Below are 13,056 nucleotides of genomic sequence, written 5' to 3'. Positions count from 1 at the left end.
GTCAGGCAGGAACTTTCGATGGTGGCCCGCCGCCCCCGCGGGCGGCGGGCCGGATCACACGGAGGCTTCGCTCTCGACGAGCACCTGTTCCGCGTCGCGGATTCGCAGCCCGCAGCGCACCTGCTTGGGCTCGTCGCCGACGGTGTTCGCCTTCATGGTGGCGAAGAAGCTCTCGCCGTCGTAGGACTCGAAGACGGGCTCGCTGTCACTGTCCCCATCGAGCCAGGCGGCGACGTCGTACTCCTTGCCGGAGGTGTCCCGCAGCATCCGGCCGTCGCGCGTCCACGCCTCGCGCAGCTCGGCCACCAGGACGTTGTCGAAGTGCTCGCGCGGGTCGGTTTCCCCCGCCTCCTCCGCCGGAGCGCCGAGCCGCTCGGCGGAGACGATCTGGGCGCCCTCGGCCGGGTCGAACCAGATGTAGATGTCGTACTCGGCGCCCGCGTGGTCGGCGCCCTTCGCCGACGAGCCGACGAGGCCCTCCTCGGTGACCTGGTCGGGGTCCCAGGTGTCCCAGTCGACAACGATGCCCGCGCCCTCGAACTCCAGCGGGTCGGCGCCGTAGTAGTCGCTGAGGTAGGCGCTGGTGATGCCGTGGCCCTCGGCGTCGTCGTCGCCTTCGCTCGCCGCTTGGCCGGCGGACAGGGTGGCCTCGGCGATCTGCACACCGATGTCGGGGCCGAACCAAACGTAGAGCTCGTAGCTCGCTCCGCCGCTCGTGGCCCGCGGCCTGCCGCCGACCAGCCCCTCGTCGGTCGTCTGGTCGATGGCCCAGGTCGACCAGTCGATGACGAAGAACTTGTCGTCGAAGGGAAACTCCGAGTCCCCGTAGTACTCGCCGAGGTAGGCACCGTCGATGACGGCGGGCACCGCGGGCTCGTCGGCCCCGGCGTCCACCGGCGCGACGGTGACCCCCCACTGGTAGTCGATGGTGAGCCGCACCTCCACGGCCGCACCCCAGGCGCCCGCGAGCGTTGTCGCGGTGCCGGTGGCGGTCCCGTTGGCCTCGTCGAGGATCTGCGCGGTCGTCCAGTCGATCGACCGGGACTCCCCGCCGACGTCGAAGGCGCCCGCGCCGTGGATCTCGTCGAGCTTGGCGACCATGAGCAGGCGGATCTGCTCGGGGTCGACGCCCTCGACGGTCTTGGCCGCGGTGTCGACCACGACGTCGTAGTCGCCGATCGACAGGAAGTGCCGGTCGCCCTCGCGCCGCTCCCACGCGATCTCCTCCTCCATCGGGAGCAGGTGGATCGTCGGCTGGGCCTCGCTGCTCGCTTTCAGCGCGGCCGTGATCGCATCGATGTCCTCCTGGGTGGGCGCGCCGCCTTCGTCGACAGCGGCGTCGGCGGGAGGCTCGTCGAGGATCTCGTCCTGGTCGATGTCGGGTGCGGTCATGTCCGTCCTCGCTTAGGTCGTGTTCCGATGGGGGTGCGGCAGAGTCGTGATCAGTCCGGTCGCAGGCGGTGCGGCGGGATCGCCCTCATACCGGTGTTGTATTCGGGCGTATCCGGCCGTGCCGCCGGCGACCGGACTGGCGCGGCTATGCCGTGCCCCACAACGGGAACACGACCTGGTCGACAGGTGCTCAGCTGATGGCTTGGGCCAGCGTGATCTTCAGCTTCTGCTTGGGCGCCTTGGCGGCCTTCACCCTCGCCTTCGCCGTGGTCTTGGCCTTGTCGGCCTCGACTTTGTTGGCGGAGGCCAGCACGGACGCCGTCGCCTTCGCGTCCGCGTCGGCCTTCGTCGCGGAGATCGCGGCGTCGGCGTCGGCCTTGGCCTGCGCCGCGGCGGCGACCGCGGCGACCGCGTCCGCCTTGCGCTGGGCGGCTTCCTCGGCCAGGGCGGCCTTGTGCTCCGCCTCCGCGGCGAGCTTGGGGGAATCGGGCGTGGCGTCGGCCTTGGCCCGCGCCGCCTTGGCCGTCGCGTCGGCCTTCACCGCCTCAGCCGTGGTGGTGTCCACGGCCTTCTTCGCCGCGCTCAGCGCCTCACCGGCCTTCTTGGCGTTCTTCGGGGCCTGCTCGGCCGCCGTCTTGGCGGCCTTCGCGGCGATCTTCGCCTCGGCTGCCTGCCCCGCGGCGAGCAGCGCCCGGTCCGCGGTCAGCTTCGCCTGCGCCTCGGGCGTGTTCTGCTTCGCCTCGTTGGCCGCGATGAGTGATCCGGCCGCGGCGAGGTCGTCCTTCACCGACGCGCCGGGGTCGTCGGCGTCGGCCTTGATGGCGCGCAGTGCCTGCTGCGGTGCGTACTCGAGGTGGACCGTCGCGCCGTTGCCCGCGGTGTCGACGCCGCGCATGGTGAACGCCAGGGACGTCCAGTCGGCCGCCGGGGTGAACGTGATCTCGCCTGAGCCGGAGAGGGTGTACTCCGTGGCGCCGAGGGTGACCAGCTGGCCGGCGAACCTGGCCTTGATGTTGTCGGAGCTCAGCGCGGCGAACTTGCCGTCCGCGGGCGGCGCGGCGTTGTACTCCACCACCGCGTCCAAGCCCTCGGGCCGCGGCACGTAGTCCGACTCGATGACCGCGACCTCCTCGAAGTTCAGGTCGACGGCGACCACGAGGTTGACGACCTTGGTCTCGGAGGCCGTGGAGTGCTCGGCTTGGAGCCGCACGTGGAAGGGCGAGTTCATCTTCACACCGAAGTCGAGCTGCCAGCTGTCCCAGATCGGCGTGTAGACGGCGCCGTGGAAGCGCAGGCCGTTGTCGTCGTTCGGCGGCTTCTTGGCCCACTTCCGGGCGTAGCCCAGGATGTCGGCGCTCAGCAGGGCCTCATCGACGATGTGGACGTAGTTGGTCTCCAGGTTGAGGGAGAACCCGACCGCACCGGAGTGGACGTAGACGACCGGGTACTCGATCCGGTCGAGCGTGACCGGCAGGCCGCGGTCGAACAGCTGGAAGCCCTCGTTCTGCGGCGGCGCGTCGATCAGCCCCTCGATCCGCGCCCGGTCCTCGGCGGTGACGCCCTCGCTGTCGACCAGTTCGGAGTGGACCGCCACGTAGAGGGCGGCGACCTCGAAGAACATGCCCGCGGCGCTCTTGGCCGTGCCCAGGTAGGGAACGCCGTCGATCAACAGGTCCACCGGGTCGAAGGAGGGGACGCCCGCCTCTTCCATCGCCACCTCGATCACCGGCGCCAGCAACTCCCCCGCCGTACCCGCGTGCCGGATGACGTCCTCGGTCCGCACCTGGCCCAGCGTGGCGTTGGCGACTTGGCGGACGCCGTCGGCGACGTAGTTCAGCGGCCGGTTGATGGTCGCGTCCTTGATCTTCTCGCCGAACGCGTCGACGGCCTTCTTGGCCTTGTCGGCGCGGTGGAAGAATCCGTCGCGGTACTCGTCGGTGATCTGGAACTCCCGCAGCGCGTACTTCTTCTGCACCTCGGGATCGGAGCGCTGGTACCAGCCGCTCATGGTGATGGTGGCCGTCTGCAGCATCGACAGGGACGTCTGCACCGCGGTGCCGACCGGGCCGAATCCGGGGAACGACGACGCGACGGCGGCACCGGCGAGCGCGATCGTGTTCAGCGCGAAGAAGCCGATCGCCACACCAGGGTAGATCGAGGCGAAGTTCTCCGAGATGAACGCCGCCGTGGTGCGGCGCGCCCATTTGCCGAAGAGCCTGGCGGCCTGGCCCATGCTGTCGGCCATCGCGGCGATGGCGAGGCCGAACTCCAGGATGCTCTCGGTGAGTTCCTCGGCTGCCGTGTCCGGGATGTCCGCGCCGTCGAACTTGGTGATCTGGGCGATCGCCGAGCTCACCCTGCCGTAGGACTGGAACATCGCCGTGCCCGCCGCGCTCAGCGCCTCCAGCGCCTCGGCCTTCTCGGGGCTGGGCTTGGTCGGAGCGTTCGGGGACTCGTCCTCCGGGACGACGTCCCACTTTGCCTCGCCGAAACCGTTGAGCGCGTTGTTGAAATTCTGCAGCGCGGTGGTCTGGAAAGTCTTGAGCTGCAGGCTCGCCACGAGCGCGACGTTGATGTTGCCCAGCGCCGCGCCCTGCTCGGTCATCTGCTTGCGCACGGCCGCCTTGGCCGTCTCGTGGCCCGCCTGCTTGCGGGCGTCGCGATCGCTCGGGACCTTCTCCCCCGCCGTCTTCGCCGCGGCCTTGATCTCCTTCACCCGTGCGGCGACGGCGCTCTGGATGCGGCCGATGTCATAGCGGAACATGCCGTAGGCAACCCGGAACTGGTTGACCAGGTCGGTCCTGCGCTCGGCTTTCGTGCTCGGGAACGAGATTTCCTGGTACTCGGCGAAGACCTTGTCGAAGGGCTCGGTGTCGGAGACGAACTGCGCGTTCGGGATGCCCTCGGTGGCGCCCCGCAGCCACTCGATGAACACCTGCTCCCAGCGGCCTCCGCCGACCCCGCTGACCTTGTCGGGCGGCTCACCGGTCAGCCCGGCGGGGTCGCTGCGCAACCACGGGAAGTTCGTGGGGATGTCCAGGTCGGCCATGGTTCTCCTCGGCGTCAGGGCTCGCTGCTGCGATGCTCGGTGATGGTCGTGCGCTCCCAGCGCCTGCGCGGTGCCGCGACCGGCTGGTGGACGTCGTAGAGCTCCAGGTCGACGGCCTCGACCGGCGGCGCGGCCGCCTTGATCCGCGACGGCAGGGCGGGCGCGGTGACGGTGAGGTCCAGCGCGGTGCGCATCGGCACCCCCAGCGCGCTCCACATGTCCAGGCCCCTGGCGCCCGGCGCCCAGCCGACCCGCACGGGCAGCGCGGTGTCCAGGTCGTGCAGGGAACCGCACAGGAAGTCGGGCCCGAGGCTGTCCTGCTCAGCGTGCGCGCCGATCACCGCGCCGAGCAGCTCGTGCTCCTCGGCGGTGTCCGCCGCCCACGCGGTGATCAGGTAGGACAGGTGGTAGCTGCGCAGGGGGGACAGGGTGCCGGTGACGCGGCCGTCGGTGCCGCGCACGGTCACCCTGGCGGCCGGGACGCCGTCGAGGTTCTCGCGCACCGCGTACAGGAACGCGTTGACGATCGCCGCGCGCCGCGGTCTGCGCTGGATGCCCGCCAGCAGCCCTGGTGGGTCGAACCCGATCTCCGTTCCCGGCGACAGCTCGGCGGCCAGCCAGGCCCGGATCGAGGAGTCAATGTCGGCAAGCACGCCTAGCAGTCTCGGCGGCCCAGGCCGCCGCGACAGCGCGTCCGCGGCCTCACCCGCGGCCCTGTCCCGTTGCCCTGGAGGGCACGTCGGTGTGGCCGTGGCGGTGCGCGCGGGGCAGTCGGCGCGAGGGCATCGCCGGTGCCAGCCTGATCGACGTCGGATCCGCCTCTCAACTGGGAGACTCGATGCCCAACTATCTGGCTCCAGGTGTTTACGTCGAAGAGGTGTCCTCGGGCTCGAAACCCATCGAAGGCGTCGGCACCGCTGTCGCCGGGTTCGTCGGGTTCAGCGAGAAGGGGCCGATCTCCGAACCGACCCTGGTGACGAACTGGACGCACTTCGTCCGGGTGTTCGGCGGTTTCGTGGACAACGCGTACCTGCCGCACTCGGTCTACGGCTTCTTCCTCAACGGCGGCGGCGCCGCCTACATCATGCGGCTGCCCGACGCGCGTGAAGACGGCGCGGCCCCCGCCCGCGTGCACCGCGCGGCGATCCCCGCCGCCGGGGAGGACGGCCGGTTCGCGTTCGCCGTGCAGGCGATCAGCGGTTCGGACACCGACGACATCACCGTCGCGGTGTCCGCGGCAGGCGAGCCCGCCGAGGACAACTTCCGCCTCGACGTGCTGCGCAACGGCAAGGTCGAGGAGACCTTCGACAACGTGACGACCAAGCGCGGCCAGCACAACGTCGCCACGGTCGTCGCCAAGCAGTCCAAGCTGATCGCCTTGGAGGACACCAAGGCGGGCGCGCTCGTGGCGCCGAAGCGGGACACCACCGTCTCGCTGGCGCCGAACGTCCCGCTGCCGAGCAAGCTCACCGCGCAGGACTACCTCGGCGACCCGGTCGAGCGCACCGGCCTCGGCGGGTTCGAGGCGATCGACGAGATCACGATGGTCCTGGTGCCGGACCTGATGTCGGCCTACCAGCGCGGCGTGATCGACGCCGACGGGGTCAAGGGGGTGCAGCTGGCGCTGATCGCGCACTGCGAGCTGCTCTCCGACCGGGTCGCCATCCTCGACCCGCCGCCGGGGCTGAACTCCCAGCAGGTCAAGGAGTGGCGCACGGAGTTCGCGGGCTACGACACCAAGTACGGCGCGCTCTACTGGCCGTGGGTGCAGGTCCTCGACCCGAACTCGGGCAACCGGCTCGCCATCCCGCCGAGCGGGCACATCGCGGGCGTCTGGGCGCGCAACGACGAGACGCGGGGGGTGCACAAGGCTCCCGCGAACGAGGTGCTGCGGGGTGTGGTGTCCCTGCAGACGGTGATCAGCCGCTCCGAGCAGGAGCAGCTCAACCCGATCGGCGTCAACTGCATGCGCGCCTTTCCTGGGCAGGGCATCAGGGTGTGGGGCGCGCGGACGCTGTCCAGCGACCCGGAGTGGCGCTACATCAACGTGCGCAGGCTGTTCAACTTCATCGAGGAGTCGATCCTCAACGGGACGAACTGGGTGGTGTTCGAGCCGAACGACGAGTACCTCTGGGAGTCCGTCCAGCGGGTCGTCGGCGCGTTCCTGCAGCGCATCTGGCGTGGCGGCGCGCTGGTCGGCCGCTCGGCCGCCGAGGCGTTCTACGTCAAGTGCGACGCGGAGAACAACCCGCCGGAGAGCCGCGACGCGGGCAACCTCTACATCGAGATCGGGGTGGCGCCGGTCAAGCCCGCCGAGTTCGTCGTGTTCCGCATCTCGCAGCTCCCGCATGGCGCGGCACTCGAAGAGTGACCGCCGCCCCCAAGTCCGAATTGGAGTGAGCAATGTCGACTTTGCCTCGCGTGTCCATGGCGAGCACGAACACTTCGACCCTGGTGAGCGCGGCCCGCTTCGTGGTCCAGTTCGACGGCGGCTCGGAGATCACCTTCTCGGAGATGTCGGGAATCACCTCCGAGGTCGAGCCCACCGAGTACCTGGCCAGCGGCAAGGCGGGCGTGTCGCTGTCCAAGCAGTTCGGCAAGACCAAGCCCGCGGTGGTGGTGCTCAAGCGCGGTGTCGACCAGGACTTCACGCTGTGGACGTGGCACCAGGAGGTGCTGGCGGGCCAGTCCACCGCGCGCAAGAGCTGTTCGCTGATCCTGCTGGACATGCAGAACGTGCCGAAGCAGACGTACACGCTGCTCAACGCGTGGCCGTCGAAGCTGGAGATCGGCGGCCTCAAGGCGGGCGGCGGTGACGCGGTGATCGCGACCGTCACCCTGACCTGTGAGCAGATCGACCTCAAGAAGCCGACCGGGGGCGGCTGATGACCGCCGCGGTGGCCGAGGCGGGCCTGCGCACCGAGTACCCGTTCGTCCTGCCCCGCGGCTTCGTCGACGAGCACGGCCGCGTGCACCGCGCGGGCACGATCCGCCTCGCCACGGCGAAGGACGAGCTGACCGCGCACGCCGAACCCCTCGTCCGGCAGAACTCCGCGTACCTCTCGATCTACCTGATCATGCGCACGATCACCGGGCTCGGCACGCTCTCGACGGTCGACCGGTTCGTTGTCGAGCACCTGTTCGCCTCGGACCTGGCGTTCCTGCAGGACCTGTACCGGCGGATCAACCAGGCGGGCCACACCGAGGCGGAGGTGGGCTGTCCGGAGTGCGGCCACCAGTTCCTGGTGGACGTGGCAGGTGACACGGCGGTGTCGCCGTGACCGCGCCGACCGACCGGCTGTGGGAGGAGATCGTCTACATCGCCTACTACCTGCACTGGTCGTTCGACTCGATCCTCGAACTCGACCACCTCACCAGGGCTCGGGTGATCGAGGAGATCGGCTCCATCAACTCCCGGATCGACGGATCTGCGGGCGAGTACCAATAACCGGCGGAAAGGCGTGCACATGTTCGGCTGGCCCTTGCGCCGCAAGCGATCCCGCGCCGACTCCGACGCGCCCGCGGTGGCCGACGCCCTCGGCCCGGCTCCGGCGGCCACCGACTCCGACCCGGCGCCGGTCGCCGACGGCCCCGGTCCGCGGCAGCGGCCCGCGTGGCGGTGGCTGCCCGCCCTGCGGCTGACCACGTCGCCGGTCGCTCCCATGACCCTCGACGTCGGCCCAGCAGGGGTGCTGGACAGGCTCCGGCCTGACCCGCCCCCGCTCGGGCGGTCGGGGCAGGCGGGCCAGGTGGCGGGGATCGTGGTGGCCATCCCGGTCGTCGACGACAGTCCGGACGTCGTGGTCGGGGGACCGCGGGTGGCCATGCCGGTGCGCCGACCTGTGGTGCGCGGTCCGAGGCAGGCGGTGGGGCCGTTCACCGAGGCGACCGAGGAGTGGGTGGCGGAGCCGCGAATCCCCGAGAAGCAGTTGCTGCCATCGGAGTTCATGCACAAGGCGTACGGGGAGAAGGACCGGTTCCTGGCCGAGGAGTACACCGAGGCCGCGGGCGAGCCACCCCCGGTCCCCCAGCCCTTGCGTCCCCCGGCGCATTTCGCCGACGTGGACACCCTTTCGCCCACCCCGCCGGTGGTGCGCAGACGCGCCACGCTGGCCGCGAGCAGGCGGCTGGGCCTTGGCGCCGAGGCCGAGACCGAAGGCGCGAACGCCGACGAGCGCATCGAGCGGATGCTGGAGCCGGACAGGCCGTCGGCAACGGCCGTCGAGCCGGACGCCCCGGTGGAGGACGCGTCCCTCAGCGCCGACCCACCCCCCGCTGCCGTGCGTCCGGCGGATCACGCCGTGGCGCCGCACCCGGTGGCGTCTCCCGAGGTCGCCACGCCGGTAGTCGGGCACGTCGGCGACGAGCCACCCGCGCGGCAGGTCCTGCGGCACGCCCCCGCGACCACCGGCGACCGGCCTGCCACGGAACCGCCGCGGGCCGCCCAGCCACGGGCGGGAGATGCCGGTGGCACCGCCGCCGGGGACGTGGACCAGGAACCGGCCGGGCAGGCACAGACCACCGAACACCGCCACCAGCCGCCCATCGCCCCGCCGCGCACCTCTCCCACCCCGAGTGGCGAACCCACCCGACGCGCAGGCGTCGACACGCCACCGGCCGTTCCCCACCCCAGCCCGACGATCAAGCCAATGGCCATCGCGCCGCCGCCGCACCGCGCGCCCACCCCCAGCGTCAACCACAAGCCGACCAGCCACAAGCCGGCCAGCCAGGCCGAGGAACCGCGGGTCACCCCGGCCCTCGGCCCCTCGCCCCTGGTCTCGCCCCTCAGCTCCCCCATCCTGGTCGGCGCCCACGCGGCCGACCAGGACGCCGGACCGCGGGCCGATCCAGCCTCCGCCGTTCAGCCGGTGTCCGGAGCGCCGCTCCCGCACCCGCCTGCCCTCCAGAACAGGCAGGAACCCGACGCCCGACCCGAGAGCGGGGCACCAGACCCGGCAGGCGGGCCACCCCCCGGTCCCGCGCCGCTGACCTCATCGGTCCCCGTCACCGCACTCGGCGACGATCACGGGTCAGCCGCCCATGCCGAAAGCCCGTCCGCGGGCCCAGATCCGACCGGCGGGCCGACCCCCGGCCCTCCGCCCCCGTTCTCGCCCCTCACCTCGCCGGACGAGCACCGACCAGGGACCGTTCCGGACGGCCCGCGGACGAGTCCGAGCCCGACCATCCCGGCGGTCCCTGGCCCGCCGCTGGTGCACGCGCCCCTGACATCGCAGGCTCCGCAGCACGGTCACCGCCCAGACCGGCAGACGGCCACCCCGGACCCGGCCCTCCACCCCGGCGCGGGCCCGCAGCCTCTCCTCTCGCCCCTCACCTCGGCCGCGCCACCGGACAGGCAGCAGGCAGGCTCAGACAGCAGGTCGTCGAGCGGCCCGGACCCAGCCATCCCGACCCCCAGCCACCCGCCGCTCTCCCCCACGGCCTCGGCCACCCGCGCAGACGAGCGGCAGTCCACCCACCCGGACGGGCCACTGGGAAACCCGGACGCAGCCCCCCACCCGGCCCTCAACCATCCGTCGCTCTCACCCTTCACCCCGGCCACACCTCCGGACGAGCAACACGCCCACCCCGACAACAGGCCACTGGGCCCGGACCTGGCCAACCACCCGCTCCTCAACCACCCGCTCCTCAACCATCCGTCGCTCTCACCCTCCGCTCCGGCCGCGCCTCCGGACGAGCAGCACGCCGCCCGCGCGGACAACCGGCCAAGCAGCCCGGAATCAGCCATCCACCCAGCTCCCGCCCGTCCGCCGCTGCTCCCGCCCGCACCAGTGGACGGGCAGCATCCAGCCAACGGGCCGCTGGGCGACCCAGCAGCAGCCGGCCGCCCGGCTCTCAGCCACCCCCCGTTCTCCCCCTCAACCTCGGCCACACCTCCGGACCGGCAGCAGGCCCCCCACGCTGACACCAGGCAGGCGGACGCCCCTGGACCCACCAGCCCCCCACCCTGGTCAGCGGCCCGTCCGGACCCGACCGTCCACCCTGTCCCCGGCCCTCAGCCGCTGCTCTCGCCCCTCACCTCGGTCACACCACTGGACAAGCAGGCCATCCAGGCGGAGAACACGCCACCAGGCAACCTGGAAACCGCCATCTCCCCGGCTCCAGCCCGTCCGTTGCCGCTCGTCCCTCTCAAGCCGTCCTCTCCACAGGACGATCACGAGCCTGCCGCGGGCCGAACAAGCGAACCAGCGGTCGCGGCCACACCGGCCGCCTCCCCGGCGGTCGGTGACCAGCCCGCCGCCCCGGTCCTGCCGCGAGAGGTCCAGCTGATCGCGCCGCTCACCATCGCCCCCCCGCGTTCGCCCGCCACACCGGGCGACCACGAGCCCGCCACTCCCCGTCCCGACGAGCGGTCACCTGCCACCCCAGCGACCGGCCCGGTCCACCTCATCCCGCGCCCGATCAAGCCCGGCAGTCCGCTCACCACGGCCAGCCACGCCACGGCCGAGCACAGTGCCGCCCCGAGCGGCCCACCCGCCGCCGCACTCCCGGTGAGCGGGCTCAACCAGCCGACCCACCGTCCACGGGTGAGCGCCCCCGAGCCCGGCAGCGCCGGAGAGCGACCGGGGATGTCCACTCCGGACTCCCGCCTGGACGCCCCGGCGCCCGCGGGCGGCACTCAACCAGCCCTCTCCGGCATTCAGCTCGCACCCAACCTGGGCCACACCCTCAGCGCACTGACCACCTCGGTGGTCGAGAGCTTCGTGCCTCCCAGCCTCGCCGCACCCCTGCGCCGCGCCCTGTCCATCGACACCTCGGACGTGACCGTCCGCCGCGGTCCGGCCGTCGGCCAGGTGGCGCACCGCATGGGCGCGCGAGGGTTCACCCAGGGCGGGGTCGTGCACGTGCCCGACTCGGCAGGCGCGCTCGACAGCAGCTCAGCCGCGCCACTGCTGGCGCACGAGCTGACCCACGTCGCCCAGCAACGGCGGTTCGGCGCGGCCCTGCCCGAGCCCGGCTCGGCCGAGGGGCAGCGACTGGAGGCCGAGGCGGTCGCGGTCGAGCAGTGGTACGCCCAGGGCGCGAGCGGGGAGCCGCCTGCCCTCGGCCACCTGCCCCAGGTGAAGCGCCGACCGCGATCCCGCACCGAGCACGTTCTCCCCGACCGGCTGCCGGAGGCAGTCGCGCGCCCCGCCCTCACCCTCGCGGCGGCGAAAGACCTCTGGCGCGAGGAGAAAGACGCCGCCACGCCCGACTTCTGGCAGCTTCCCGAGGCGACCGCCCTCCCCGAGGTGTCGATGGACGGCCTCAAACGCCTCTGGCAGGAGAACCAGGACCCCCAGCAGGCCGACTTCTGGGACACCGACGACACCGACGACGCCGACCAGCGGCCCGACGTCTCGATGACCGGCCTCATGAACCTGTTCCAGCAGGGCCGACAGGCGCGAGAACGGGGGTCGCAAGAGGACGGGGAGCCCACCGGGGACGCGCCCCTCTCCATCGAGGACATCAAGGACGAACTCGCCGATGACCCGCCGCTGCGCTGGATGAACCTCGACGACCCCGACGACTTCGACGAGTTGGCCGACCGGCTCTACAACGCCCTGACGAGCAGGCTCCGCTTCGACGTGCTGGTCGAGCGCGAGCGCTCCGGCACGCTGCTGGACTTCGGCTGAGGAAGGACACCATGCCCAAGGAACCTCCCAACAAGCTGGTGCTCGCCCACGGCATGGCGCACCGCTTCGTCGTCACCGCGGGCTCGCGCGAGCTCGGCTCCTGGTCCAAGGTGGCCGGTCTCTCGGTGAAGTGGGACCTGGCCGAGTACCGCGTCGGCCATTCCGACCAGTACTTCAAGTTCGCCGGGGTGCCGAAGTTCGACCGGCTCAAGCTCAGCCGCGCCGCCGACGTGACCGGCACGCCCGCGGTGCAGAAGTGGTTGGACGAGGTGCAGTTCAGCGGCGGCGTCCCCGAGGAGGGCGCGGTGCAGATGCTGACCTCGGCGGGCCAGCCGGTGATCAGCTGGACGCTGCGGGAGATGTTCCCGATCGCCTGGCAGATCAGCGAGTTCGACGCCAGTGCCGGGAAAGTCGCGATGGAGACGCTGGAGATCGTCTACTCCGGGTTCCTCAATGGGAAGCAGAACGGCTCGTGACCGGGAAGGAGGGAACCAGATGGGTGACGGAGGCAAGCCGCTCGCGCTCGGCATGGCGATGCGGTTCAACGTCAAGATCGACGGGGTGAACCTCGGCAACTGGAGCTCGTGCAAGGGGCTCGACCTCAAGTGCAAGATCCACAAGGTGTACGACATGGGCAACCCGGCGTACCAGCGGATTCTGTTCGCCGACGTCGACTACCCGACGGTGAAGCTGGAGCGCGCGATGGAGAAGGCCTCGTCGGCCGTGCTGCGCGAGTGGCTGACCGACAAGCTGAGCCCGTGGAAGCAGCCGGGCTTCACCCCGGACCTGCTCTCCTCGCTGTTCGGCGGGAGCACCGCCAACATCACGCTGCTGGACTCCGCCTGGGAGGAAGTCGCGTCGTGGCGGCTCAGGAACGTCTACCCGGCGGGCTGGTACGGCCCGACCCTCGTCGCCAAGGACACCGCGGTCGCGGTCGAGCGGCTCGAACTCGATCACGAAGGGTTCCTGGACGAATGATCA

At 71.3% G+C, this 13,056-nt stretch carries 10 protein-coding genes; 7 read left to right on the top strand and 3 right to left on the bottom strand.

What is annotated here, in order from left to right; translation table 11 throughout:
- Positions 1 to 54: 54 nt before the first annotated feature.
- From ACTG9Q_RS13955 to ACTG9Q_RS13945, 3 genes are all read right to left on the bottom strand, one after another.
- Complete coding sequence (locus ACTG9Q_RS13955) at positions 55 to 1,392, bottom strand: hypothetical protein (RefSeq protein WP_455573172.1); 1,338 nt, start codon at positions 1,390 to 1,392, stop codon at positions 55 to 57.
- A gap of 190 nt (positions 1,393 to 1,582) precedes the next feature.
- Positions 1,583 to 4,441, bottom strand: coding sequence for a hypothetical protein (locus ACTG9Q_RS13950; RefSeq protein WP_455573171.1), 2,859 nt, complete (start codon positions 4,439 to 4,441; stop codon positions 1,583 to 1,585).
- 14 nt (positions 4,442 to 4,455) lie between these two features.
- Positions 4,456 to 5,094, bottom strand: a complete 639-nt coding sequence (locus ACTG9Q_RS13945) for a Pvc16 family protein (RefSeq protein ID WP_455573170.1) — start codon at positions 5,092 to 5,094, stop codon at positions 4,456 to 4,458.
- A gap of 185 nt (positions 5,095 to 5,279) precedes the next feature.
- On the opposite strand from ACTG9Q_RS13945, the gene ACTG9Q_RS13940 reads away from it, so the two are divergent.
- From ACTG9Q_RS13940 to ACTG9Q_RS13910, 7 genes are read left to right on the top strand one after another with little or no spacing between them, the layout of a single operon-like run.
- Positions 5,280 to 6,812, top strand: a complete 1,533-nt coding sequence (locus tag ACTG9Q_RS13940; protein ID WP_455573169.1) for a phage tail sheath family protein — start codon at positions 5,280 to 5,282, stop codon at positions 6,810 to 6,812.
- A gap of 32 nt (positions 6,813 to 6,844) precedes the next feature.
- Positions 6,845 to 7,327, top strand: coding sequence for a phage tail protein (locus ACTG9Q_RS13935; RefSeq protein WP_455573168.1), 483 nt, complete (start codon positions 6,845 to 6,847; stop codon positions 7,325 to 7,327).
- Positions 7,327 to 7,722 (top strand): phage tail assembly protein, encoded by a 396-nt coding sequence (locus tag ACTG9Q_RS13930; RefSeq protein WP_455573167.1) that lies wholly within the window; start codon positions 7,327 to 7,329, stop codon positions 7,720 to 7,722. Before ACTG9Q_RS13935 ends, ACTG9Q_RS13930 begins: the two co-directional genes overlap by 1 nt.
- Positions 7,719 to 7,889: a DUF6760 family protein gene (locus tag ACTG9Q_RS13925; RefSeq protein WP_455573166.1), complete on the top strand. Its 171-nt coding sequence runs from the start codon at positions 7,719 to 7,721 to the stop codon at positions 7,887 to 7,889. The genes ACTG9Q_RS13930 and ACTG9Q_RS13925 overlap by 4 nt, the downstream gene beginning before the upstream one ends.
- A gap of 19 nt (positions 7,890 to 7,908) precedes the next feature.
- The gene (locus ACTG9Q_RS13920; RefSeq protein ID WP_455573165.1) at positions 7,909 to 12,075 is read left to right on the top strand and encodes an eCIS core domain-containing protein; all 4,167 of its coding nucleotides are present in this window, start codon (positions 7,909 to 7,911) and stop codon (positions 12,073 to 12,075) included.
- An 11-nt stretch (positions 12,076 to 12,086) separates the two neighbouring features.
- A complete protein-coding gene (locus ACTG9Q_RS13915; RefSeq protein ID WP_455573164.1) occupies positions 12,087 to 12,551 on the top strand; it encodes a phage tail protein in 465 nt (154 codons plus the stop codon).
- Positions 12,552 to 12,570: 19 nt separating this feature from the next.
- Entirely contained in the window at positions 12,571 to 13,053 is a 483-nt protein-coding gene (locus ACTG9Q_RS13910) for a phage tail protein (RefSeq protein WP_455573163.1), read from the top strand.
- Positions 13,054 to 13,056: the final 3 nt, after the last annotated feature.

The sequence above is a fragment of the Actinokineospora lacus genome, assembly GCF_053813445.1.
The sequence above is the reverse complement of the archived record's forward strand: the minus strand, read 5'-3'. Positions and strand labels throughout refer to the sequence as shown.